A 24,733-nucleotide genomic window follows, 5' to 3' on the forward strand; every position below is an offset into this window, starting at 1 on the left:
GGGCGGTGCGGTGCCGGGTGCGGGCTGGGGCGGTGCGGTGCGGTGCCGGGTGCGGCTGGGCGGGGCGGGGTGCGGCGGATCGGTGGTGGGGGTGCGGTGCGGCGGATCGGCGGTGGGGGCGTGGTGGGTGTGGTGGGCGTGCGGTGCGGCGGGTCAGCGGCCGCGGTGGGGACCCGGTGGGCGGCCCGGCGGCCGCCAGGTGGAGGGCCGGGACGGGGTCGGGCGTGACGTGGGCATCGGCGGCGTTCCCCTCAGCGCTGTTCCGCCAGGCCGTATCCCGCGGCCGGCCGCGCCGCGGGCAGGGCGGCGGGGCCGGTGCCGGTCGCGCGCACCGGGGCGGCCGCGGGGGCCGGGCGGCGCTCGGCGGGCGGGGTCACCGCGGGCAGGCCGGCCCTCTCGCCGAGGACCACCCGCCGCACCACCCGCTCGGCGACCCGCCCGTCGTCGTGGGGGCAGTGCCGCTCGCGGAAGGCCGCGCGCAGTTCGGCCAGGGCCGGGCCGTCGCAGGCTCCGGTGACCAGCAGCCGGGCCAGCTCCGCGGTGTCCTCGGCGACCGCGCCCGGCACCTGGACGGGGTACAGACCGCGCACGGCGTCCAGTGCGGCCCGGTCCGGCCCCCAGAGGACCACCGGCCGGTCCAGCGCGGCGAAGTCGGCGATCAGCGGGGAGCAGTCGGTGAGCAGAACGTCCGCCGCCAGGCAGAGGGTGGCCGCGGGCGCCGCGGTGCGGGACACGTCGATCACCCGGCCGGGCGGATAGGTGCCGGGGTCGGGGACGGTGGTGAGCAGGACGAACCGCTCGCCCAGCCGCCGCGCCAGGTCCTCCACGTCCAGCGAGGGCTCCGGGTGCGGGCGCGGGACCGGCGCGTACAGCACCGCGGTGCGTTCGGCGGGGACGCCCAGCAGGGCGCGCCCGCGGGCGACGTCCTGAGCGGTGGCCCGCTGGTAGGCGTCGGTGCGGGGACGGCCGAACTCCAGGGTGGTGTACCGGCCGGGGAAGCCGCGCTCGTGGACCAGCGTGGTGTGGGAGTCGCCGGACAGGCACAGGTCCCAGGTGTCGACGTCGGCGAGGACGGCGTCGACGTCGGGCCGGGCCGCGTCCAGTCCGGCGCGGGTGAGGGGCAGGCCGTCGAGCGTGTGCAGCAGGACCTGCCCGCGCCGGGGGCGTACCGGGCGGCCGAAGCCGGTGTCGGTGACCAGGTAGCGGGCCCGGGCCAGCGCCGTCCACCAGGCGAGGCTGCCGGGGGTGAGGCGCCTGGTCTCCGGCGGCACCGTGTCCGAGAGTGCGCGCGGGGCGGCCCAGGCGGTGCGGGTGCGCGGCGACCACATCCGGAACGCGGTCTCCAGCGCCCCCGGGTCGCCGCCGTAGGGCGCGGCGCCGTCCCCCGCGGTGAAGAGCGCGAGGTCGCGGGTGGGCAGCAGGCGCTGCACGGCGAAGTGGACGCGCAGCAGGAGCGCGCGGGCCCGGCGGAGGGCGGCGCGGGCCGGGCGGCCCGCGCGCCGCGAGGCGGCGAGCGCCAGCCGCAGGGTCCGCCAGAGCCGGACGCTGCCGCTGCGGAGCACCAGGTCGCGGCCGCGGGCCCGCAGCCCGGCGGGCGGCGGCCCGCTCACGCGGTGGCGGCGGTGGTGGGCGCGGGCGCGGCGCAGGAACTCGCGGTCGGCGCCGGGCGGCAGCCGGTCGGCGCGGTTGAGGACGGTGAAGCAGTGGTCCGTCATGCGGTGGAACAGCGGGCCGCGCCAGTGCGCCAGGCCGGGCCGCGCGTCGAGGAAGGCGAAGACCCGGTCGTACTGGGCGAAGACGTCGAAGTGCTGCCGGCCCGGGGTGCCGAGGATGTTGCCGAGGCGGCGCTGGCGGTAGTGGACGCAGACCCGGTCCAGGGTGGCCAGGGACCCGGCGGCCAGCAGCGCCGGGTAGGTGAAGGGGGTGTCCTCGTAGCAGCCGCCCGGGAAGCGGAGGTTCTCCCGCTCCACGTAGGCCCGCCGGTAGGCCTTGTTCCAGACGACCATCAGCAGGTTCAGCAGCCCGGGCCGGTCGTCCAGCGGGAACGGGGCGGGTCCGTCCTCGCGCAGCTCGGCGGCGAGCCGGTTGCGCACGGCGGTGCCGTCCAGCCGGAGGCGGGCGTAGTCGTAGACCAGCACGTCCGGGTCGCCGGTGTGGTCGAGTCGCTCGGCGATGGCGCGCAGGGCGTGCGGGGTGAGGGCGTCGTCACCGTCGAGGAAGATCAGGTAGTCGCCGGACGCCCGCTCCAGGCCGGTGTTGCGGGCCGGTCCGAGCCCGGTGTTGCGCTCCAGGTGGACGGGACGGACCCGGGCGTCGCGGGCGGCGAACTCGTCGATGATCGCCCCGCACCGGTCCGGGGACCCGTCGTCGACCACGATCAGCTCCAGGTCCGTGTACGACTGCCCGAGCACCGACTCCAGGCAGGAGTGCAGGTACGCCTGGACCCGGTACGCGGGCACGATGACACTGAACCTGGGCAACGGCACATCCAGGGGGTGACGGGGGCGGTCGGGCTCGGGCGCCGGGCCGACGGGACCGGTGCCGGAAGATCCGAAGGTGTGACCTGGATACGCCCTGCCGCCCTGCCGGGTGGCGACGCCGGACGCGTGTCGGGGCGGCCCGTTGACCGGACCGCCCCTTCAGGTGAACGGATTCGCCCGCTTGCCGGACGCTTCCGATCGAGTGACGCACACCCCTGACGTCTACTTCACGGCGCCCGCCATCACTCCCGAGACGAACTGCCGCTGGAAGGCGAAGAACACCGCCAGCGGGATCGCCATGGAGAGGAACGCGCCCGGCGCGAGCACGTCGATGTTGTTGCCGAACTGCCGCACCTGTGTCTGCAGCGCCACCGTGATCGGCTGGCTGCCGGAGTCGGCGAACACCAGCGCGACCAGCATGTCGTTCCACACCCACAGGAACTGGAAGATGCCCAGGCTCGCCACCGCGGGGCCGCCCAGCGGCAGCACCACCCGGGTGAACAGGCGCAGTTCGCCCGCCCCGTCCAGCCGGGCCGCCTCGAGCAGCTCGCGCGGGATCTCCGCGAAGAAGTTCCGCAGCAGGAACACCGCGAACGGCAGGCCGAAACCGGTGTGGAACAGCACCACACCCGCGATCGACCCGAACAGGCCCAGGTCGCCGAAGAGTTCGGCGATCGGCAGCAGCGCCACCTGGACCGGCACCACGATCAGGCCCACCACGCCCAGGAACCACCAGTCCCGTCCGGGGAACTCCATCCAGGCGAAGGCGTAGCCGGCGAGCGCGCCGATCACCACGACCAGCAGGGTGGCCGGCACGGTGATCAGCAGGGTGTTGAGCAGCGAGCCGGTGATGTCGTCGTTGCCGAGCAGGTTCGAGTAGGACTCGAGCGTCATCCGCGAGGGCTCGGTCAGGACGGTCCACCAGCCGCTCTCCGCCATGTCCCGCGGCGAGCGCAACGAGGAGAGCAGCAGGCCGACGGTGGGCATCAGCCAGAACAGGCCGACCACCACCAGGAACAGCTGGACCAGCGTCCCGCCCAGCCCGGAGACCGCCCGTGAGGCGAAGGAGGCCTTGCGCGGCCCCTGCTTCCCGGTCGCGGCCGGAGCCGGTGCCGGAACCGGAGCCGGTGTCGCCGGCGTCGAGGTCGAGGTCATCGCTGTCGGCCCTCCTGCCTGATCCGCCGGACGTTGAACCACATCACCGGGACGACGAGCAGCAGCAGGAAGACCGAGATGGCGCTGGCGACCCCCGGCTGGTCCTCGGCGAAGCCCTTCCGGTAGAGCTCCAGGGCCAGCACGTTGGCGTCGTCCTGCGAGGAGCCCGGCGGGATGATGAAGACCAGGTCGAAGATCTTCAGCACGTTGATCATCAGGGTGACCAGCACCACCCCCAGCACGGGGGCCAGCAGCGGCACGGTGATCCGGCGGAACACCTGCCACTCGGTGGCCCCGTCCACCCGGGCCGCCTCCATCAGCTCCCGCGGCACCCCGGCGAGCCCCGCGGCGATCAGCACCATCGCGAACCCGGCCCACATCCACACGTACGCGCCGATCACCGCCGGGGTGACCAGGGACGGGCCGAGCCAGTCGATCCCGTTGTACGGCTGGCGGAAGTTCTCGGCCGGCAGCCGCAGCAGCGCCCCGTCGGCCTCGGCGGACAGGCTGAAGGAGCCGTCCGAGGCCGCCGTGACCCGCTCCACCACCTTGCCGTCCTTGACCGCCTCGATGCGCATGCCCGGGTAGCCGACCTCGGTGGCGTCCGGCTCGTTGAGCGCGCCCACGCCCTTGCCGCGGGTGAAGTCCTGCCAGGTCACGCCGGTGATCCGGTCCGGCTCGGCCTTCGCCGGGCGGGCCCGGGAGGCGTCGTCGGGCATGACGTCGGGGGCGACGCCCACCAGCGGCAGCGACACCGGAGTGCCGACGCGCACCGGGTCGGTGGTGACGAACGCGCCGCCGCCGGCCGGCTTCAGCGGCGACTCGCGCCCCGGGTGCGCCTTGGGGAAGGCGGAGGACTCCGCGAAGGTGTCGTGCACCCCCACCCACACGGCGTTGGCGACGCCCTTGTCCGGGTCCTGGTCGTAGACCAGGCGGAAGATGATGCCCGCCGCCAGCATGGAGATCGCCATCGGCATGAAGACGACGAGCTTGAACGCCGTGCCCCAGCGCACCCGTTCGGTGAGCACGGCGAAGATCAGGCCGAGCGCGGTGGCGACGGCCGGGGCCACCACGACCCAGATCAGGTTGTTGGTCAGCGCCCGCAGGATGCCGTCGTCGGTGAAGAGTTCGGCGTAGTTGTCGAAGCCGGCGAAGTTCTCGCCGGTGCGGTCGAAGAGGCTGCGCAGCAGCGAGTACCCGATCGGGTACACCACCAGCGCGCCCAGCAGCACCAGGGCGGGCAGCAGGAACAGGAACGGGAGCGCGGACGCCCGTCTCCGGGACGCCTGGCCGCGCGGGGACGGCGGGGCGGGGGGCGCCCCGGCGGGCTCAGCCGCCGGGGACCCCTCCTTGGTCACGGCCGAATCCATCGGTGCCTCAGTTCCCGTAGGCCTTGGCCGCCGCGGCCTCCAGCTTCTCCTGGGCGCCCTCGACGTCCTTCGGGTTCTTCAGGAAGTCCTGGAGGATCTTCCACTCGCCCTTGCCGGGCGTGCCGCCGAAGGCCTGCGGGGCCTGGTCCGACATGTCGAACCGGAAGTCGTCGCCCGCCTCGATCAGCGCCTGGGCCATCTTGCGCTGCACGTCGTTCGGGTAGGCCGACGCGTCCACCGCCTTGTTCGGCGAGAGGTAGCCGCCCAGCTTCGCCTGGATGCCCGCGGCGTCCGGCGAGGCCAGGAAGGTGGCCAGCGCCTGGGAGGCCTTGGAGTCCTCGAGGATCACCGCGGCGTCGCCGCCGGAGACCACCGGCGCGCTGTCGCCGACCGCCGGGAACGGGAACACCTTGGCGTCGGTGCCGACCTTCGCGTCCGTCTCACCGATGTTGACCTGCACGAAGTCGCCCTCGTAGACCATCGCGGCCTTCGGCTGGTCGCCCTTGGTGAAGGTCTGGGTCACCGACGCGGGGAACTCCGTCTGCAGCGCGCCGTCGGCGCCGCCCGCGACGTAGTCGGCCTTGCCCCACACCTGGGCCAGGGTGGTCAGGGCCTCCTTGACCGACGGGTCGGTCCACTTGATCTCGTGCTTGGCCAGCTGGTCGTACTTCTCCGGGCCGGCCTGCGAGAGGTAGACGTTCTCGAACCAGTCGGTGAGCGTCCAGCCGTCGGCGCCGCCCACCGAGAACGGGGTCACACCGGAGTCGTAGACGGCCTGCGCGGTGGTCAGCAGCTCGTCCCAGCTCTTGGGCTCGCTCGCCCCCGCGTTCTCGAAGACCTGGGCGTTGTACCAGATCAGGGACTTGTTGGCGGCCTTGTAGTAGACGCCGTACTGCTTGCCCTCGTGGGAGCCGAGGTCCTGCCAGCCCTGGCTGTAGTTCTTGGCGAGCTGCGCCTTGGCCTCCTCGCCGAGCGGCTTGGCCCAGCCCTTCTCCACCGCCTGGTGGATGGCGCCGACCTGCGGCAGCATCGCCACGTCCGGCGGTGCGCCGCCGGCGATCTTGGAGCCGAGGAAGTTGATGATCGGGTCCTGGGCGGGCACGAACTTCACCGTCGCGCCGGTGCGCTTCTCGAACTCCGCGAGGACCTTCTTGAAGTTCTCCTGCTCCGTGCCGGTCCAGACGGCGGCGAACTCGAGGGTCTGGCCGTCGAGCTTGGGCAGGTCGACGGTCCTGGCGGCGTCGCTGCCGCCGGCCTTGTCCTTCTTCTCGCCGTCGTCACCGCCACCGCCGCAGGCCGCGAGGGCGAGGGCGAGTGAGGTGGCCACCAGGGCGGTGGGTATCCGAGAGGTTGTCAGCGCCTTGCGTACGCGCATCGTTGCCCCGTTCTTCGTTCGTCGCTGAACGTGTCGGTGGACGTTGCGACTTGCGCCTTCCCAGGGGAAGTCCGGGTTACGCGCGCGTCGCCGACGTCGCCTCGGCCGGGTGGGCGTGTCGGGCCCGATCGTTGCCGCGCCGTTACTTTCCGCCGCGCCGACGGGCCCGGGCGCGGGCCGTGACGCCCGGGAGTACGCCCGGCGCGGGACCTCCACCCGGATTCTTCCCCCGCCGCCCCGGGGCGGCAACCGCGCCGCCGGGCCGACGGGCGGTGCGGGACCCGCGGGGCGGGCGCGGTGAGGCCGCGCGGGCCGGCACGGTGGTGCTACCGGGCGGCGGCGGAGGGGACCGTCGAGCTGGGGTGCTGGGCGGCGGCCCGGGTGAGGGCGCTGGTGAGGAGGGCGAGGTCGGTGGGGCCGTTGCCGAGTTCACGGACGGGACGGCGGGTGGGGGGATCGCCCATCCGTGACCAGTCCAGCGGCTGGACCGTGGGGCGGAGCGTGGCCGTGCGGGGGATACGCCCCGTCACCCGGCCGCCCTGGAACGGCGTGACCGACCCCCCGGAGGCGAGGAGACGGCCGCGCCCCGTCGGCGCGCCGTCGTCGAGCAGGACGCGCAGGGACGCCTGACGCCCCGGCTCCGACCCCTCCGCGGACACCGCCGCCGCGACCAGGTGGACGCCCAGCCGCTCGCCGTCCCGCGCCACCGCCTCCAGCGCCCGCACCACCGAGCCCGCGGACGGCCGCCCCGGCGCCCCGAGGGCCGGGTGCAGCAGCGCGTCCAGGTCGTCCACCACGACCACCAGCCGCGGCATCGCCACCGGCTCGGCCGGTCCCGCCGCCGCGGACCCCCGCTGCGGCACGATCCGCGCCGGCATCCGGCCCGCGTGCCAGGAGGCGAAGTCCATCAGCCCCAGCACCTCACCGCGCCGCTTCAGCTCCGCGGTGAGCGACTGCGCGAACTCCCGCATGACCAGCGGATCGTTGGCGACCAGCCGACCCGTGACGTGCGGGATCTCGGCGCACGGCTCCAGCCCCTGGGCGCGCGGCGACGCCGAACCGTCCACCAGCAGCACCGCCAGCCGTTCCGGCCGTTCCGCGGACGCCAGCGAGGCGACCACGGCCCGCAGCAGCTCCGTGCGCCCGCTGCCGCCGGAACCCTCGACCAGCAGGTGCGGGCCCTCGGCCGCGAGGTCCACGGCGACCGGCCCGTGCGGACCCGCGCCCAGGACGGCCACCGCGCGGCCGCCGGGGGAGTCCGGGTCGTCCGCGGCGTCGGCCCAGCGGGCCAGCAGCGACGACGGGGTGGCGCGGGCCAGGCCCAGCTCGTCGAGCAGCCGCGCCGCGTCGGGCAGCGGCTGCGACGGCCCGCTCTGCGGCCCCCGCGGGCCCGCCGCCCTCGACGACGGGGACGGCGGCGCGTCGGCCCGGAGCGGGGCCAGCGCGCGGGCGAACCGCTCGGCCCACGCCGGCGAGACCGCGTCGACCGCGCCCACCGTCCCGTGGCCCACCGGCGCGGTCCGCGGCAGCACCGGCCCGGCCGGGGCGGCGGAACCGGGGCCCGAGCGCGGCGCCGGGACACCGGCCACCGGCGCCACCCGCAGCAGCCGCAGCGCCGTGGCGACGTCGCCGCTGAGCAGCGCCACCGCCCCGCAGGCGCGGAAGGCGGGGACCAGGGAGCAGGCCGTCTCGTACGTCTCGGTCACCGGGGAGGCGGGGGAGGCCGGGGCGGTCTCCGCCAGGCACAGCACGTGGACGCCGGCCCGCGGACCGTTCAGCGCGAGCCGGGACACCGCGTCCCGCACGTCCGCGCCGCCGGGGTCGCCGTCGACCACCAGCACGGTGGAACGCAGGCCGCCGGGACGCGGCGCGGCCGGGCCGCCGGGGGCGGGCGAGGGCGCGGCCGCGGAGTCGGCGACCCGGCGCAGCAGTTCCTCGGTCCGGGCGGCGGCCTGGTCGCGGTCGTGCGCCAGCAGCAGCCGGCAGTCCTGGCCCTGGGTGGGCCGCACGTGGGGGAGCAGGCCGAGCCAGGCCCACTCCGCGGTCCGCTCCTCCAGGGGGCGGGAGCGGTCCGCGCTGATCAGCACGATCTCCAGCGTGTCCGGGGAGTGCAGCGCGGCCAGCTGCGCCAGCACCGAGCGGGCCAGCCCGGCCAGCCGGGGCCGGGGCCCCGCGAGACCCAGCGACCCGGCCTCGCGCAGGGCGGCGGTCACCGGCACGGCGGGCAGCAGGCCCTCGCCGTCGGGGGACGGCCGGTCGGCCGTGCCGAGGCGGACGGTGAGCGCCTCGGGGTGGTCGTGGTCGCGCTCCCACAGGCGCGGGCCGGGGCCGAGCGCGGTGAGCAGCAGCTCGGCCGGGTCCGGCCAGGTATCGGGCCGGCGCGGGACGGTGGCCCAGCCGTCGGTGTGCGCGGTCGGTCCGCAGGAGGCGGCGTCGGTGCGCTCGCCGCCGGTCCGGCCGGTGGTCAGCCGCCGGGCCCACGCCGTTATGCCCCGCCGCCGGGCGGGTTCCCCGGCCTCACCGGGCGCCGCGGGGGCGCCGGGCCGGTGCGCGACGCCCTGGTCGCGTGACGCGGGCGCCCCGCCGTACGCGGCCGGGTGGACGCCGGGCGCCCCGCCGTACGCGGCGCCGGTGGGGCCGTCGGCCGCGGGCACGTCCGCCGTGGGCGCGTCGGCCCGGACGGCACCGCCCGGGCTCGCGGCGGCCCACCCGGCGGAGGTCCCGGGGAACGCGTCCTCGCCGCCCGGCGCGCCGGGGGTCTCCCCGGCCGGGCCGACGCCGAGGGCCCCCCGGGCGGTCCCGCCGCCCCGGGTCTCCCGGGCGTCCCAGCCGTCCTGCCGGACCCAGCCTCCTTGCCTGCCCCAGGCCCCCTGCGTCACGTGCGCCCCATGCGGGCCGTGCGCCCCCGTGGGGCGGTCGGACCGGGCGGCGTCCGGAGCGCCGTGGGTCCCATCGGCAGCCCCGGGCGCACCCGCGCCCCCGGCCCCACCGGCAGCCCCGGCCCCACCGGCGGCTCCGGAGCCCGCCGCCGAACCCCGCTCGCCGTGGACCCCGCCGGGACCCCGCCCGCCGGGGTCCACGGACAGACGGAGGCACCCCTCCCCGTCCGGCGTCACCGGCGAGGGCGGCGGGGAGGCGGGCAGGGCGAGCCGCAGCGTGGACTCCCCGACCCGCAGCAGCGCACCCGGCACCAGCGGGACCGGTCCGGAGTCCAGGACCCGGCCGTCGAGCCGCGTGCCGTTGGTGGAGCGCAGGTCGGCCACGGTCACCGAGCCGTCCGGGGCGACGGTGACCGCGCAGTGCGTGCGGGAGACGTCCGGGTCGTCGAGCGGGATCTCGGCGTCGGCGGAGCGGCCGACGGTGACCCGGCCCCCGTGCAGCAGGTGGACGCCGCCCGCGTCGGGACCGGCGACCACGTGCAGCTCGGCGACCGCGGCCGGCCCGGTGCCGTCCTCCCCGCCGAGGTGGCCGTCGGGGTCGGCGGGGAGGCCCACCGACACCACCGCGCCGTCCACCAAGGGGGGCTCGCCCAGCACCCGGCGCAGCGGGTCCAGCCGCTCGGCCCCGGCGTACAGGGCGGCCCCGCCTCCGTCCCCGCCGGGAACCGCCGTGGCCAGGTCCGCCGCCACGGCCGCCAGCGTGGTGCCGGCGGGGGCGGTGACCAGCACGTCGCGGCTCGCGGCGGTCGGGTTCAGCGGGTCTACGACGGTCAGCCGGATCTGCATCGCCGTCAGCGATCCCTTCCGCTCGGGCGCCCGTGGGAGTGGTCGACGCCCCGGGTCCCCCACCGTGCCGTCCCCAACCGCCCGCAGAGCACGTCGGCCTGTAGCTGTAGCAGGGTGCATCCTCGCACCCGGGACGCGCCCCGCGCCCGCGGGCCACCCTCAAGTGATCTTGATTGGTCACCTCTGCCCTGGAAAGTGGCCCATTCAACACCTGTTCATGACTGATAACGCTCGCTCCCGGAAACCAAGCGACCGGGATGCACGTCTTTTCTTCGGGGAGCCCCACCGCGCCCCGCACGGCGGGCCCCACCCGGCACGCCTCACCGGCCGTGTCCGGACCGAGACGGATCCGGGCACGCCGACGACCGCCGTCACCGGCCCCCACGGCACTACAGTGGGCGGGACCGGACGTCAGGGCCGGTGCGAGTGATCACGACCAGCAGGGAGCGCATGACGTGCGGCCGGTAGGCAGCAAGTACCTGCTCGAGGAGCCGATCGGACGCGGCGCCACGGGCACCGTCTGGCGTGCCCGCCAGCGGGAGACCGCGGGGGCCGAGGCCGCCGTCGCCGGGCAGCCCGGTGAGACCGTCGCCATCAAGGTCCTCAAGGAGGAGCTGGCGAACGACCCGGACGTGGTGATGCGCTTCCTCCGGGAGCGCTCCGTCCTGCTCCGGCTCACCCACGACAACATCGTCCGGGTCCGCGACCTGGTAGTCGAGGGCGACCTGCTCGCCCTGGTGATGGACCTGATCGAGGGCCCCGACCTGCACCGCTACCTGCGGGAGAACGGCCCCTTCAGCCCGGTCGCCGCCGCCCTGCTCACGGCGCAGATCGCCGACGCGCTGGCCGCCAGCCACGCGGACGGCGTGGTGCACCGTGACCTGAAGCCCGCCAACGTCCTGCTGCGCCAGACCGGCGGCGAGCTGCACCCGATGCTGACCGACTTCGGCATCGCCCGGCTCGCCGACTCCCCGGGCCTGACCCGCACCAGCGAGTTCGTCGGCACGCCGTCCTACGTGGCCCCGGAGTCCGCCGAGGGCCGCCCGCAGACCTCCGCCGTGGACATCTACGGCGCCGGCATCCTGCTCTACGAGCTGGTCACCGGCCGCCCGCCGTTCGGCGGCGGCAGCGCGCTCGAGGTGCTCCAGCAGCACCTCAACGCCGAGCCGCGCCGTCCCTCCACGCTGCCCGAGCCGCTGTGGACGGTCATCGAGCGCTGCCTGCGCAAGAACCCCGACGAGCGCCCGAGCGCGGTCAGCCTGGCCCGCGCGCTGCGCGTGGTCGCCGACGGCGTGGGCCTGCGGGCGAGCTCGGCGCAGATCGTGGCCGCCGACAACGTCGCGGCCCTGCTCGCGCCCGACCCGGCCCCCGCGCCGGTGCCCGGCACGCCGGAGCCCGCCGGGGCGTCCGAGCCCACCCAGGTCCTCCCGCACGGTCCGGGCCAGGGCGGTTTCGGCCAGGGCGGCGCGTACGACCCCAACGCCGCCACCACGGTGATGCGGCACCCGCAGGGCGGCCAGGGCGGCGACGCCGACCCGACGCAGATGATGCCGCCGCAGGGCGCGGACGCGGGCCCCGAGCAGCCGCACCCCTGGCAGACCCAGCTCAGCGCCGCCCGCGAGCGCAACGAGCAGACCCAGGTCCAGCAGTACCTCGACCCCGACGACTCGGGGGACCCGCTGCGCCGTCGCCGGCCGCAGCGGCAGGTCGCCCCGCGTCCGCAGCAGCCGCCGCGCTCCCAGCAGCAGAGTTACGGCTACCCGCCGCAGCACCAGCAGCCGGTGCAGCGTCCGGCGCCGCGGCCGGTCCAGCGGCCCGCGCCGCGTCCGGTCCAGCCCCAGCCGCAGCGCTACGCGGCCCCGCCGCAGCAGCCGCCCGCCGCCCCGCGCGAGCGGCGCCGCAGCGCCAACCCGGTCCGCATCCCCGGCCTGGGCTGCCTCAAGGGCTGCCTGATCATGATCGTGGTCTTCTTCGTGGCCGGCTGGCTGGTCTGGGAGCTGACGCCGCTGCAGGACTGGATCGGCACCACCAAGGGCTGGTGGGACCAGCTGACCACCTGGATGGGCGACATCTCCGACTGGTTCACCAGCATCGGAGACACCGCCAAGGACGTGCAGAACGGCGTCGAGGACGTGCAGAAGGGCGTCGGGGACGCGCAGGACGCCCTGCCGTAACGGGTGAATTCACCGGCTGCCGTGAGGGAGGGCCCGGCGGGCGCGTAGGTTTGCACCAACACGCGTTCACAGGAGCTCTCTTGGCACGGAAGATCGGCAGCCGGTACACCGCCCACCAGATCCTCGGACGGGGCAGCGCCGGCACGGTGTGGCTCGGTGAGGGGCCCGACGGGCCCGTGGCGATCAAGCTCCTGCGCGAGGACCTGTCCTCGGACGAGGAGCTGGTCGGCCGCTTCGTCGGCGAGCGGACCGCGCTGCTCGGGCTCGAGCACCCGCGGATCGTCTCGGTGCGCGACCTGGTCGTCGACGGCAGCAACCTCGCCCTGGTGATGGACCTGGTGCGCGGCACCGACCTGCGCACCCGCCTGGAGCGCGAGCGCCGTCTCGCGCCGGAGGCGGCGGTGGCCGTCGTCGCGGACGTCGCCGACGCGCTGGCCGCGGCGCACGCCGCCGGGGTGGTGCACCGGGACGTCAAGCCGGAGAACGTCCTGCTGGACATGGACGGCCCGCTGGGCCCCGGCAACTCCCACCCGGCGCTGCTGACCGACTTCGGGGTCGCCAAGCTGATCGACGTGCCGCGGCGCAGCCGCGCCACCAAGATCATCGGAACTCCGGACTACCTGGCCCCCGAGATCGTCGAAGGGCTGCCGCCGCGCGCCTCGGTCGACATCTACGCCCTGGCCACCGTGCTCTACGAGCTGCTGGCCGGGTTCACGCCGTTCGGCGGGGGCCACCCCGGGGCGGTGCTGCGGCGGCACGTGACCGAGACGGTGGTGCCGCTGCCGGGGATCCCCGAGGAGCTGTGGCGGCTGATCGCCCAGTGCCTGTCGAAGGCGCCGGCCTCGCGGCTGCGGGCCGCCGAGCTGGCCGAGCGGCTGCGCGAGGTGCTGCCGCTGCTGGCCGGGATGCCCGCGCTGGACGTCGAGGACGTCGACCCGGAGGAGGAGCCGGAGGCCCCGCAGGGCCCGCTCCCGGGCGACCCGGCCGACGCGGACCGCGTCGCGCCTCCCGCCGCCTCCCGGCGCGGGGCCGTGCCGCTGGTGCGGGGATCGCGGCCGGACTCCAACCGGGACACCCACACCTCGATGCGGGTGCCGGAGCCGGACGAGCTGGCCGGCGGCGCGCTGGGGACGGCGCGGGCGCCGAGGGCCGCCGGGGCGCCGCGGCCGGGCTCGGCCCGCAACCGGCCCGCGGCCGCGCGGCGGCGTGCCGTCACCGCGGCGGGACTGGCGGTCGCGGCCGCGGCGGCGGCCACCGCCTGGTGGCTCGCCGCACCTTCCGGGAACCCTTCCGCCCCGCCCGGCCCGGGCGCCTCCTCGGCGGCTCCCTGACGGCAGCGGGGGCGGCGTCGGCCGGGGCGCCGCCGGGCCCGGGCCGCCCCGGGTACAGGGGTGTGGCCCTGGCCGCCGGGCGGAGCCGTTACGCTGGAGGGCGTGGCAGTCGTCGATGTATCCGAAGAGCTGAAGTCCCTCTCCTCGACCATGGAGTCGATCGAGGCCGTCCTGGACCTCGACAAGCTGAGGGCAGACATCGCCGTGCTCGAGGAGCAGGCGGCCGCGCCCTCCCTCTGGGACAACCCGGACGAGGCGCAGAAGATCACCAGCAAGCTCTCGCACCTCCAGGCCGAGGTCCGCAAGGCCGAGGCGCTGCGCGGCCGGATCGACGACCTGTCCGTCCTCTTCGAGATGGCCGAGGAGGAGGACGACCCGGACACCAAGGCGGAGGCCGAGGCCGAGCTGGTCGCGGTGAGGAAGGCGCTCGACGAGATGGAGGTCCGTACCCTCCTCTCCGGCGAGTACGACTCCCGTGAGGCGCTGGTCAACATCCGTGCCGAGGCCGGCGGCGTCGACGCCGCGGACTTCGCCGAGCAGCTCCAGCGCATGTACCTGCGCTGGGCCGAGCGCCACGGCTACAAGACGGAGATCTACGAGACCTCCTACGCGGAGGAGGCCGGCATCAAGTCGACCACCTTCGCCGTCCAGGTCCCGTACGCCTACGGCAACCTCTCCGTCGAGCAGGGCACCCACCGCCTGGTGCGCATCTCCCCGTTCGACAACCAGGGCCGCCGCCAGACCTCCTTCGCGGGCGTCGAGGTGCTGCCGGTCGTGGAGCAGACCGACCACATCGAGATCGACGAGTCCGAGCTCCGCGTCGACGTCTACCGCTCCTCCGGCCCCGGCGGCCAGGGCGTCAACACGACCGACTCCGCGGTCCGCCTGACCCACATCCCGACCGGCATCGTCGTCTCCTGCCAGAACGAGCGGTCGCAGATCCAGAACAAGGCGACGGCGATGAACGTCCTCCAGGCCAAGCTGCTCGAGCGGCGCCGCCAGGAGGAGCAGGCCAAGATGGACGCCCTCAAGGGCGACAGCGGCAACAGCTGGGGCAACCAGATGCGGTCGTACGTCCTGCACCCGTACCAGATGGTCAAGGACCTCCGGACGGAGTTCGAGGTCGGCAACCCGCAGGCCGTCCTGGACGGTGAGATCGACGGATTCCTCGAGGCGGGCATCCGCTGGCGCAAGCAGCAGGAGAAGTAACCCCCGAGCCCTCCGCGTTTGTCGACAACTGCCGCCTTCAGGGCGGCAGTTGTCGTTTTGTGCACGTGCCGTGAAGTAACTTGACGATCCTTTGGATTATCGGAAGGGTTAGGTTTGGCGTGCGTTGACGGGGGCGCATGTGAACCGGGGGGCGGCCGAGACCGGCCCCCCGTCGATCACCACCCCCAGGACGCCGCCTCCCTGACTACAGCTACTGGGGGTAGCAGACACATGAGCAGAAAGACACGGGTCCGCATCGCGCGGATCGCCGCGGGTGCCGTGATAGCGGCCGGCGCGTCGCTGACGGCGGCGGGTGTGGCCTCGGCCATCGGCAACGACGAGGTCGTCACCCAGGACACCGACGGCGGCACCTCCGAGGGTGGTGACAACGGTGGTGGCGACGCCGGCGGCGGTGACGTCGGCGGTGTCATCGCGGGCGGTGATGGCGGTGACGACGGCGGCGTGATCGCGGGCGTGATCGCCGGCGGCGACGGCGGTGGCGACGTCGGTGGCGGCGACGTCGGCGGTGGCGACGTGGGCGGCGGCGACGTCGGTGGCGGTGACGTCGGCGGTGGCGACGTGGGCGGCGGCGATGTCGGTGGCGGTGACGTCGGCGGTGGCGACGTGGGCGGCGGTGACGTCGGCGGTGGCGATGTCGGCGGCGGTGACGGCGGCAACGGCAACGGTGGCGGTAACGGTGGCAACGGCGGCGGCAACGGCAACGGTGGCGGCAACGGCGGCCCCGAGGGTCCCGGCCCCAACACCGGCGGCGAGGAGCCCCAGGGCGGCGACGGCAACCTCGTCGACACCGGCTCCGACTCCACCACCCCGCAGGGCGGCGGCGACGAGCTCGCCGAGACCGGCGCCGCGGAGACCTCGTTCCTGCTGATCGGCGCCGCGACGATGATCGCCGGCGGCATCGGCTTCCGGTTCCTCCCGCGCCTGATGGAGGGCCGCGGCGGCGCCGCCGCCTGAGCGGACCGGCCGGCCTGACGGGCTGACGAACGAAGGGCGGGGCGGGACGGCACCAGCCGTCCCGCCCCGCCCCTTGTCGTCCGCTCCAGGGAACGTCCCGCTCACGCCGGGCGCACAGGGCCCCGCAGGCCCTCTCAGCGCGCCAGCAGGGCCGCCGCCGTGGCCAGCACCACCAGGAGGACCAGCAGCGCCCCCGGCGTCAGTCCGCCGAACGGCTGCTGCTGCATCCGCTCGCGGTTGGCGCGGCAGACAGGGCAGCGCCCCTCGGCGACCGGCGCCGCGCAGTTGGCGCACACCAATCGGTCATAGGTCATGCGCTCGCCCTCCTCGCACCGCTTCCGCCTTGCCCAACGTTCACGGGAACGATGCTGTTCCCTCTTCCACTGTGCCAGGTCCGGGGCGAGAGGGCGCTGCCACTACCCCCGCATCCCCTCCACAAACCTTCCCCGCCCCGGCCCGGCGCGGGGGAGGTACCCCCACCAATGCGACGACAAAAGGGGCAAGGTGCGCGCAACCAGGTCCGGCGACTGCGGCCGGTACCCGCATTCGCGTATGGTCACGCACATCTACCCCCGGCGACTCGTGGTGTTTCCGTGATCCGATTCGACAACGTCACCAAGGTCTACCCCAAGCAGAACCGCCCCGCCCTGAGGGACATCACCCTCGAGGTCGAGCGCGGCGAGTTCGTGTTCCTGGTGGGCTCCTCAGGCTCCGGAAAGTCCACCTTCCTGAGGCTGATCCTCCGCGAGGAGCGGGCCACCCAGGGACAGGTCCACGTGCTGGGCAAGGACCTCGCACGGCTTTCCAACTGGAAGGTGCCCCAGATGCGCCGCCAGCTGGGGAACGTGTTCCAGGACTTCCGTCTCCTGCCGAACAAGACGGTCGGCGAGAACGTCGCCTTCGCACAGGAGGTGATCGGCAAGTCCCGCGGCGAGATCCGCAAGTCCGTCCCCCAGGTGCTCGACCTGGTCGGTCTGGGCGGCAAGGAGGACCGCATGCCGGGCGAGCTGTCCGGCGGTGAGCAGCAGCGTGTGGCGATCGCCAGGGCCTTCGTCAACCGGCCCAAGCTGCTCATCTGCGACGAGCCCACCGGCAACCTGGACCCGCAGACCTCCGTCGGCATCATGAAGCTGCTCGACCGGATCAACCGGACGGGCACCACCGTGGTCATGGCGACGCACGACCAGAACATCGTGGACCAGATGCGCAAGCGCGTCATCGAGCTGGAGAAGGGCCGCCTCGTGCGCGACCAGGCACGCGGCGTCTACGGATACCAGCACTGATCCCCGTCCACGGAAAGGCCTGACAAGAGCCATGCGGCTTCAGTTCGTCATGTCGGAGATCCGTGTGGGTCTCCGCCGCAACCTCACGATGACCTTCGCGGTCGTCGTGTCCGTCGCCCTCTCGCTCACCCTGCTCGGCGGCGCCATCCTGCTGCGCGACCAGGTGAGCGCCATGAAGGGCTACTGGTACGACAAGGTCAACGTCTCGATCTTCCTCTGCAACAAGAGCGACGCCGAGTCGGACCCGAACTGCGCCAAGGGCGCCGTCACCGCCGACCAGAAGAAGCAGATCGTCGCCGACCTCGACGAGATGAAGATCGTCGACGACGTGGTGCACGAGTCGCAGGACGACGCGTACAAGCACTACAAGGAGCAGTTCGGCGACTCCCCGCTGGCGGCCACCCTCACGCCGGACCAGATGCAGGAGTCCTACCGCATCAAGCTGACCGACCCGGAGAAGTACGAGGTCATCGCCACGGCCTTCGACGGGCGTGAGGGCGTGCAGTCGGTGCAGGACCAGAAGGGCATCCTGGACAACCTCTTCACCATGCTCGGCATGCTCTCCACGGCCGCGCTGGCGCTGATGGCCGTGATGCTGGTGGTCGCGATGCTGCTGATCGTCAACACGGTGCGCGTCTCGGCGTTCAGCCGCCGCCGCGAGACCGGGATCATGCGCCTGGTCGGCGCCTCCGGCTTCTACATCCAGGCGCCGTTCATCATGGAGGCCGCGGTCGCCGGTCTGATCGGCGGCGCGCTCGCCTGCGTCTTCCTGGTGCTCGGCCGGTTCTTCACCATCGACAGCGGCATGGCGCTCTCCGAGCGGCTCACGCTGATCAACTTCGTCGGCTGGGACGCCCTCCTGACGAAGCTTCCGCTGATCCTGGCCATCAGCTTCCTGATGCCCGCGCTGGCCGCCTTCTTCGCCCTGCGCAAGTACCTGAAGGTGTGACGCATCCCAAGAGGGCCGCAGGGGCAACCGCCCCTGCGGCCCTCTCGCGTTGTCCTAGACTCCCCCTCATGTCAGGCCCCGACCCGTTCTGTCAGACCCGCACCACCCGCCCCATTCGTCGCGGGGCGGCCCTGACGTCGCTGGCCCTCGCGGGCGTCCTGGTGACGTCCGCGGCCGGGGGGGCCTTCTCCGACGGGCAGGGCGAGGCGCAGGCCGCCACCCGGATCGGGGACCTCGCATCCCCGCGGGGCGACGCCGCCGACGCGGCCCGGGAGGCCGCCGCCGAGGCGCTGGTCGACGGCAAGTCCCCCGAGGAGGCCGCGGAGCGCGCCGTCAGCCGCAGCGGGGACCGCTGGGGGGCCGTGTACACGCCCGGGGAGTACCAGGAGTTCGAGGAGGCGCTGGACGGCCGTTACACCGGCATCGGCGTCTGGGCGGCCAGGGAGCGGGACGGCGACGTGACGCTCACCCGGGTACGCGACGGGTCGCCCGCCGACCGGGCCGGGCTGCGCGCCGGGGACCGGGTGCTGGCTGTCGACGGCAGGCCCACGGCGGGCGTGCCGGTCACCGAGGTGCTGGCCCGGCTGCGCGGCGCCACGCCCGGCGAGGAGCCGCAGGACGCCGGCAGCACGCTGCGGATCGGCCTCGAGCGCGACGGGCGGCGGTGGACGGAGACCCTGCGCCGGGCCCGCCTGTCCATCGACCCGGTCACCGTGCGGCGGACCGCCGGCGGGGCGACGCTGATCAGGGTGAGCGCCTTCACCAAGGGCGCCGGCGACAGGGTCCGCGCGGCCGCCGTGGAGTCCCCCGGCGGCATACTGCTCGACCTGCGGGGCAACTCCGGCGGCCTGGTCACCGAGGCCGTGGACGCCGCCTCCGCCTTCCTCGACGGGGGCCTGGTCGCCACCTACGACCTGCGGGGCGAGCAGCGGGCGCTGCACGCCGAGCGGGGCGGCAGCACCTCGCGTCCCCTGGTGGTGCTGGTCGACTCCGGGACCATGAGCGCCGCCGAGATGGTCACCGGGGCCCTGCAGGACCGGGGGCGCGCGGTGGTCGTCGGCTCCCGCACCTTCGGCAAGGGCGCCGTGCAGATGCCCACCGAGCTGCCCGGCGGCTCGGTGGCCGAGCTGACCGTGGGCCACTACCGCACGCCCTCGGGCCGCGGCGTGGACGGCGAGGGCATCGTGCCCGACCTGGCGGCCGGGCAGAACGCCGAGCAGCGGGCCGAGAAGGTATTGACTGGCCTCGGGGGCCCCTCGTAGTGCGAAAATGGGCGGCACTATGGCCAAGGAAAAAGGGCGCAAGCTCATCGCGCAGAACAAGAAGGCGCGGCACGACTACCTCGTCATCGACACCTACGAGGCCGGACTGGTCCTGACCGGGACGGAGGTGAAGTCGCTGCGCCAGGGGCGGGCGTCCCTGGTCGACGGCTTCGTCCAGCTCGACGGCGGCGAGGCGTGGCTGCACAACGTGCACGTGCCCGAGTACAGCCAGGGCACCTGGACCAACCACTCGGCGCGCCGCAAGCGGAAGCTGCTGCTGCACCGGGAGGAGATCGACAAGCTCGCCGCGAAGTCGCAGGAGACCGGTCACACGATCGTGCCGCTCGCCCTGTACTTCAAGGACGGCCGGGCGAAGGTCGAGATCGCACTGGCGAAGGGCAAGAAGGAGTACGACAAGCGCCAGACGCTGCGGGAGAAGCAGGACCGCCGCGAGACCGAGCGGGCGATCTCGGCGGTGCGCCGCAAGCAGCGGGCGTGACGCCGGCGTGACCTGGCTCTCCTCGCGGCGCCGCGTCGGCGTCGCCTCGCGGGGAACAAGGTGGCGTCCGGCGGCGTTGCTCAGTACGATGGCACTTGCCTCCCCACGCGGGGGGCGACGATTGAAAAAACAACATGGGGATGATCGGTTTCGACAGCGGCTGTCGAAGCAGGGGAAGCGTGTCGAGGAAGCGGCCATGATCTCGTAAACCACAGGCCGAAAAAAATAATCGCCAATTCCAAGCGCGATATCTCCCAGAGCCAGCTCGCTCTCGCCGCCTGATCTTCAGGTAGCGTGAAGCAGCTCTCTACTTAGGGGAGTGTCAGCCCGGGGGTGTTCCCGACCCGGATCCTGGCATCAGCTAGGGGACTAAACCTTGATCCCGGTCACGGGGTGAAGAGGGAAACCAAACAGTGACTGAGCCCGTCGGAGACTTGTCCGCGTGATCTCCGGGGCCGAGAAAAGCGAAGCGGACTGCACACGGAGAAGCCCTGGTTCCGCACCGTTGGACGCGGGTTCGATTCCCGCCATCTCCACCACCCCATGAGCGAGGCCCTCGACCGGACAAGGTCGGGGGCTTTCGTGCGTTCCGGCGCGTCGCCGTCAACCGGCGGTACGCTGCCCCACGTGAGGGGGGACCGCCGCGGATCCGCGGGCGCCGGCCGAACGCCGGCGACCAGCGTAGGACGCACACGCCGTCGGAAGGGATGCATCGTGAGTGCTCAGCCTGTCGAGTACTTCGCACCGGTCGACCCCTGGGCCATGTTGGCGCACCTCGATCGTGATCCTGCCCTGGAGTGCTGGCGTGCCGAGCTCGTCGAAGGGCAGATCTCCTTGACCCCGCCTCCTGTGCCGGAACATGAGCGCATCGTCACCGCGGTGACCAAGCAGCTGGCCCGGAACGATCCGGACGATGTGCTCACCTACTGGTCCGGCGGCACCGGTCTGCGTATCGGGCCCGGAACGGGCTTGAAGCCGGACATCGTCGTCACCGACGAGGACGCCTTCTGCGACAGTCGGGCCGAGTACAGCCCCGTCGAGGGTGAGCCGATCCATATGGTCATCGAGGTGACCTCACCGAGCACTCGGGAGCGGGACCACAGGGACAAGATGCGCGCCTACGCTGACGCCCGCATCCCGTACTACCTGATCATCGACCGCCAGGAGCGGATCTGCCGGCTGTACCGGCTGGCACCGGACGCGGACAGTTACGGGCCTCCGCACGGCAAGGCGGACTTCGGTGAGGCTCTGCCGTTGCCCGAACCGCTCGGGTTTCTCCTGGACACGTCACGGTTCGCGTGAGCATCGGCGAAAGGGCGGCGCCCCCGGCGTGGTGCCCGGGGCGCCGCCCTGGGTGCGGCCGGGGTCATCGCTGGGGATCCGCGTTGAACTTGGCGGTGGCCCAGAAGTAGCCGAGGACGGCGAGGCCGGCGCACCAGGCGACGGCGAGCCAGCCGTTGTGGCCGATCCCGGTGCCGAGGAGCGAGCATCGTCCGCGCGGCCGAGCAGGCCCGCGACATCCTCAACACGAAGCCCGGGACGACGGCCCCGGCGTCGCGGGGTGCGGAGGACTGAGCGCGCACGGGTGGGAGCGCACCGGCCGGGCGGGGGTCGGGTCGCCGCCCGGCCGGGCGCGGTCGGGGGCCGCCTAGGCCGCGGGCCAGGCCGGACCGGCCGGACCGGCCGGACCCGCCGGGTCGGTGTCGCGGCGGCCGGTGAGGAGCGCGTCCGCGGTGCGCCAGGCGGTGGGGGAGAGCAGGGGGCGCAACCGCAGCAGGAGCGCCATGAGTTCGGCCCCGCGTCGGGCGCGGATGAGCGGGTCCACCCAGGCGAGGTCGAGCTCGTCGGCGGCGATCAGTTCCGCCAGGTCCCGCCGCTGGGCGAGGGAGAGTGAGCGGGTCCGGCCGGTGAAGCGCTCGACGTAACGGCCCGAGGGATGGGTGAGCGTCGGGTAGGTCGCCGCCCGGTCGCAGACCCCGTAGAGGTGGACCAGGGACTCGGCCTCCGGGCCGATCACCAGGGCGAGTTCCGCACGCCGGGCCAGGCCCAGCACGGCCGGGGCGAACGCCTCGGTGCCGTAGGCGGCGTGGCACAGCCCCGCCAGCTGCAGCTCGGGCCGCGCGCCCCAGAGCACGAGCAGCGAGCGGACCCGGACCAGGTGCTGCAGGAGCGTGCCGCCCGGGTGGGCGATGGCGTCGGCGCCCAGGCGGCGTAACAGTACGACGGCCCGGTCGGCCGCCGGTGGGGGAGCGGGCACGGTGGCGTGTCCTTTCGGCGGGGAGGGTCGGGTCGGCACCCGCGCGCGTACACGAGGCTGCCCGCCGGCCGTCGTGGACCGGTCGGGTGCCGGAGGATGCGCGGGTTGCCGCCCGGGGCTGCCCTTCGCCACGATCGTGATGCCTGGGGGCGAGGCAGGTCAATCCTTGGGTTTGCTTCCCAAGTCCCAGTGCCCGCTTGGGGGTTGCTAGCGTGTCACGCGTGACTCTCGACGACCTGCGGGTGTTCGTGGCGGTGTGCCGGGCCGGTTCGCTCAGCGCGGTGGCCCGCGAACTGGGCTGTACGCAGTCCGCGGTGAGCCAGCACGTGAAGCGGCTGGAGAAGGAGACCCGCGTCAGCCTGCTGGAACGCCAGCCGCGCGGCGTGGTGCCCACCGCCGCCGGGCGCATCCTGTGGGACGCCGCCTCCGACGGTCTCGCCGGCCTGGACCTGGCGCTGCGCCGCCTGGGCGACCTGGTGGACGGGGAGAGCGGCGCGGTCCGGGTGACCACCGGCGGCACCACCGTGCGCCACTTCATGGCCGACGCCATCGTCGACTTCCGCCACCGCTACCCCCGCGTCAGCCTGGAGTTCCAGACCGAGACCTCCAGCCGCCGCTGCTTCGACGCGCTGCTGTCCAGCAACCTGGACCTGGCGTGGATCACCATCGGCGAACCGGTCCGCGGCATCGAGCAGCGGCCCGCGATCGACCTGCCCTGGGTGCTCGCGGTCCGGGAGGGCGACCCGCTGGCCGGGCGGGACAGCGTCCGCGTCGCGGACCTCGCCGACCTCCGCCTGGTGCGGCTGCCGCCCAACTCCACCTCCGGCGGGCAGCTCGACGTGGCGTTCGCCGGGTCGGGCCTGCGCGCCGGGCCGGGCACCAGCGTGGCCGACTGGGACACCGCGCTGCTGCTGGCCGAACTGGGGCTGGGGCACGCGGTGGTCCCCGAGCTGCCGGGCATGCGCGAGCCGGGTGCCGGCGGCGCGGGCGTCGACGGAGGCACCGGGGCGGGCGGGCCGCTGCGGCTGGTGCCGATACCCGAGCTGCCGCCGCTGCAGGTGGGCTGGGCGGTGCGGCGCTGGGACGCGTTGCCGCCACTGGCGCGGATCTTCGCCGACACGGTCGTCCGGGCGCTGACCGCCTGACCGCCAGATCGCCTGACGGCCAGATCGCCGGATCGCCTGACCGCCGGAGGGCACCCTCTCACCTCAACGGGTGAGGGGGTGGCCGGAGTGCCGTCGTGTCCTTCGCTGATCCGGGTGACGGGTGCGGTCGTCCGCGGCCCGTTTTCCACAGGCCAGTTCCGGCCTGATGACGAGATTCGAACGGCGGTCGACTCCGGTCGGATGGAGGGCGTGGAGCGGGTTCGCCGCCCGTCACGGAGCGTGATGCTGTCGCTACTAGGCCGGATGTGTTCGCGGGTGTCGTCTGCTGATCGGGGCGGCGCGAAGCGGTGCAGATCGTATGGCGGTTTTCGGACATCGAACGTCGTTCGAGTGGCCCGGCAACCCCCTGGGAGGTCAGTAATCTCCTGGTCCGGGAGCAGTGTGATAGAGGGGCGCGGGTCCGGAGGGGGTCGATTCCGGCCGGGGTAGCACCGATGCACCCGGGGACGTCTGCCCGGCCCGCCTGCCCTGGTTGGGGGGAAGTGCGTGCAACTCAGGAATTGGCGCGAGGACATCCGTGCCGGCCGCTCGGCGTTGCTGTCACGGCCGTGGGAGTCCGCGGACCGTGCCGGCCACACCCATGACCCGAACGAGGTCACCGTGCGGCTCGACGGCGTGGGCCGGGAGATCGAGGAGGAGCTCGAGGCGGTCGGGCCGCCGAACGGGGTGGCGGGCGCGGGCGAGGCGGCGGAGGGGCCGGTGTTCGTCGACGAGTCCGGCCGCCGCAGCCGGCGCTACCGGCGCATCGGCATCGGCGTCGGGGTGGCCTGCGCGGTGTACGCGGTGGTCATCGCGGCGACGCTGCTGTCCGGGAACTCCAACGCCCCGTGGATGCCGTTGCCCGGGCGCGAGCAGGGGCAGGGGAGCGGCGCGGACAGCGCGGTGACCGGGCCGCTGCCGGCCGACCGGGCGGGACAGCCGGGGGCGCCCGCGCGGATGCCCGGCGGGGGGCCGAGCGCGTCCGCGGCCACGGACGGGGCGTCGCCCTCCGCGGGCGGCGCGTCCGGGCAGCCGGTGGACGACCGCAAGGCCGCGGGGGACGACGCGGACGAGGAGGTCCGGGGGGCGGGCGGCGGGGGGACCAAGCCGACGCCGGCACAGCCGAGTTCGGTGCCGGATCCCGGGCCGGGGGATCAGCCGGAGCCCGATCCCGGGCCCACGGCGGGACCTGATCCGTCGCCCGCGGCGAGTGAGCCGCCGGTGCCGGACCCCACGGAGAGCGCGGCCCCGGGGGACACCACCACGGTCGCCGCGGCTCCGGCCGCGGACGCCCCCTACCCCCAGGCCTGACGCCTCGCCCACCCCGCACAGGAACCCGCACCGCGGCGCAGGGGTGGGCCCGGTGGACAGCACTGTTCATCCCCAGGGCCCGCCCCCTCCCCAAGGGCTCACGTCACGTTGAGCGCCCGTCCCGCGAGAACGTGCCGCCCTGCGCCCACCCGTGCCGCCCCAGCGGCACGGGTGGGCGGCAGGACCGCGGCGCCGTCGGCCTCGGGTCAGCCGCCCCGCGAGGAAGCGCAGCA

At 74.2% G+C, this 24,733-nt stretch carries 18 protein-coding genes, 1 other RNA gene and 1 pseudogene; 12 read left to right on the forward strand and 8 right to left on the reverse strand.

Features of this window, described 5'->3' with window-relative positions; all coding sequences use genetic code 11:
• Nucleotides 1-251: 251 nt before the first annotated feature.
• From Sfr03f_RS18595 to Sfr03f_RS18615, 5 genes are all read right to left on the reverse strand, one after another.
• Nucleotides 252-2,480 carry a bifunctional glycosyltransferase/CDP-glycerol:glycerophosphate glycerophosphotransferase gene (locus Sfr03f_RS18595; protein ID WP_108955099.1) on the reverse strand — a complete coding sequence of 743 codons (2,229 nt, stop codon included), beginning with the start codon at nt 2,478-2,480 and terminating at the stop codon, nt 252-254.
• Nucleotides 2,481-2,702: 222 nt separating this feature from the next.
• Nucleotides 2,703-3,635 (reverse strand): carbohydrate ABC transporter permease, encoded by a 933-nt coding sequence (locus tag Sfr03f_RS18600; protein WP_108955100.1) that lies wholly within the window; start codon nt 3,633-3,635, stop codon nt 2,703-2,705.
• Complete coding sequence (locus Sfr03f_RS18605) at nt 3,632-5,005, reverse strand: carbohydrate ABC transporter permease (protein WP_108955101.1); 1,374 nt, start codon at nt 5,003-5,005, stop codon at nt 3,632-3,634. The genes Sfr03f_RS18600 and Sfr03f_RS18605 overlap by 4 nt, the downstream gene beginning before the upstream one ends.
• A gap of 7 nt (nt 5,006-5,012) precedes the next feature.
• Entirely contained in the window at nt 5,013-6,380 is a 1,368-nt protein-coding gene (locus tag Sfr03f_RS18610; RefSeq protein WP_108955102.1) for an ABC transporter substrate-binding protein, read from the reverse strand.
• Between the two features lie 326 nt (nt 6,381-6,706).
• Nucleotides 6,707-10,105 carry an FHA domain-containing protein gene (locus Sfr03f_RS18615; protein WP_108955103.1) on the reverse strand — a complete coding sequence of 1,133 codons (3,399 nt, stop codon included), beginning with the start codon at nt 10,103-10,105 and terminating at the stop codon, nt 6,707-6,709.
• Between the two features lie 455 nt (nt 10,106-10,560).
• On the opposite strand from Sfr03f_RS18615, the gene Sfr03f_RS18620 reads away from it, so the two are divergent.
• The 4 genes from Sfr03f_RS18620 (at nt 10,561) to Sfr03f_RS18635 (ending at nt 15,794) form a co-directional block, all read left to right on the forward strand.
• Nucleotides 10,561-12,279 (forward strand): serine/threonine-protein kinase, encoded by a 1,719-nt coding sequence (locus Sfr03f_RS18620; RefSeq protein ID WP_108955104.1) that lies wholly within the window; start codon nt 10,561-10,563, stop codon nt 12,277-12,279.
• Nucleotides 12,280-12,359: 80 nt separating this feature from the next.
• Nucleotides 12,360-13,610: a serine/threonine-protein kinase gene (locus Sfr03f_RS18625; RefSeq protein WP_108955105.1), complete on the forward strand. Its 1,251-nt coding sequence runs from the start codon at nt 12,360-12,362 to the stop codon at nt 13,608-13,610.
• A 102-nt stretch (nt 13,611-13,712) separates the two neighbouring features.
• Nucleotides 13,713-14,819: a peptide chain release factor 2 gene (gene prfB, locus Sfr03f_RS18630; protein WP_108955106.1), complete on the forward strand. Its 1,107-nt coding sequence runs from the start codon at nt 13,713-13,715 to the stop codon at nt 14,817-14,819.
• Between the two features lie 231 nt (nt 14,820-15,050).
• The gene (locus Sfr03f_RS18635) at nt 15,051-15,794 is read left to right on the forward strand and encodes an LPXTG cell wall anchor domain-containing protein (RefSeq protein ID WP_108955107.1); all 744 of its coding nucleotides are present in this window, start codon (nt 15,051-15,053) and stop codon (nt 15,792-15,794) included.
• 134 nt (nt 15,795-15,928) lie between these two features.
• On the opposite strand, the gene Sfr03f_RS18640 is transcribed toward Sfr03f_RS18635, so the two are convergent.
• Entirely contained in the window at nt 15,929-16,108 is a 180-nt protein-coding gene (locus Sfr03f_RS18640) for a hypothetical protein (RefSeq protein WP_108955108.1), read from the reverse strand.
• A gap of 279 nt (nt 16,109-16,387) precedes the next feature.
• Between Sfr03f_RS18640 and ftsE the strand changes: the two genes are divergently transcribed.
• The 6 genes from ftsE to Sfr03f_RS18670 all read left to right on the forward strand — a co-directional run bounded on the left by ftsE (nt 16,388) and on the right by Sfr03f_RS18670 (nt 21,089).
• Nucleotides 16,388-17,077, forward strand: coding sequence for a cell division ATP-binding protein FtsE (gene ftsE, locus Sfr03f_RS18645; RefSeq protein ID WP_108955109.1), 690 nt, complete (start codon nt 16,388-16,390; stop codon nt 17,075-17,077).
• Nucleotides 17,078-17,108: 31 nt separating this feature from the next.
• Complete coding sequence (gene ftsX / locus Sfr03f_RS18650) at nt 17,109-18,026, forward strand: permease-like cell division protein FtsX (RefSeq protein WP_108955110.1); 918 nt, start codon at nt 17,109-17,111, stop codon at nt 18,024-18,026.
• A gap of 68 nt (nt 18,027-18,094) precedes the next feature.
• The gene (locus Sfr03f_RS18655; RefSeq protein WP_108955111.1) at nt 18,095-19,288 is read left to right on the forward strand and encodes a S41 family peptidase; all 1,194 of its coding nucleotides are present in this window, start codon (nt 18,095-18,097) and stop codon (nt 19,286-19,288) included.
• Between the two features lie 19 nt (nt 19,289-19,307).
• Complete coding sequence (gene smpB, locus Sfr03f_RS18660) at nt 19,308-19,787, forward strand: SsrA-binding protein SmpB (protein WP_108955112.1); 480 nt, start codon at nt 19,308-19,310, stop codon at nt 19,785-19,787.
• Nucleotides 19,788-19,923: 136 nt separating this feature from the next.
• Nucleotides 19,924-20,326, forward strand: a transfer-messenger RNA (tmRNA) gene (gene ssrA / locus Sfr03f_RS18665).
• Nucleotides 20,327-20,501: 175 nt separating this feature from the next.
• Nucleotides 20,502-21,089 (forward strand): Uma2 family endonuclease, encoded by a 588-nt coding sequence (locus Sfr03f_RS18670; protein WP_159105674.1) that lies wholly within the window; start codon nt 20,502-20,504, stop codon nt 21,087-21,089.
• Nucleotides 21,090-21,153: 64 nt separating this feature from the next.
• On the opposite strand, the pseudogene Sfr03f_RS31290 reads toward Sfr03f_RS18670, so the two are convergent.
• Together Sfr03f_RS31290 and Sfr03f_RS18680 are read right to left on the reverse strand one after the other, a co-directional pair.
• A pseudogene (locus Sfr03f_RS31290) lies at nt 21,154-21,297 on the reverse strand (ABC transporter permease); the annotation flags it as partial.
• A 138-nt stretch (nt 21,298-21,435) separates the two neighbouring features.
• The gene (locus Sfr03f_RS18680) at nt 21,436-22,044 is read right to left on the reverse strand and encodes a DUF6817 domain-containing protein (RefSeq protein ID WP_108955114.1); all 609 of its coding nucleotides are present in this window, start codon (nt 22,042-22,044) and stop codon (nt 21,436-21,438) included.
• Between the two features lie 221 nt (nt 22,045-22,265).
• Here Sfr03f_RS18680 and Sfr03f_RS18685 point away from each other — a divergent pair, with 221 nt between their 5' ends.
• Together Sfr03f_RS18685 and Sfr03f_RS18690 are read left to right on the forward strand one after the other, a co-directional pair.
• Nucleotides 22,266-23,189, forward strand: coding sequence for a LysR family transcriptional regulator (locus Sfr03f_RS18685; protein WP_108955115.1), 924 nt, complete (start codon nt 22,266-22,268; stop codon nt 23,187-23,189).
• 507 nt (nt 23,190-23,696) lie between these two features.
• Nucleotides 23,697-24,500: a hypothetical protein gene (locus Sfr03f_RS18690; RefSeq protein ID WP_159105675.1), complete on the forward strand. Its 804-nt coding sequence runs from the start codon at nt 23,697-23,699 to the stop codon at nt 24,498-24,500.
• Nucleotides 24,501-24,733 lie beyond the last annotated feature (233 nt).

The organism is Streptomyces fragilis, from assembly GCF_003112515.1.
In the GTDB taxonomy this organism is placed as follows: Bacteria; Actinomycetota; Actinomycetes; order Streptomycetales; family Streptomycetaceae; genus Streptomyces; species Streptomyces fragilis.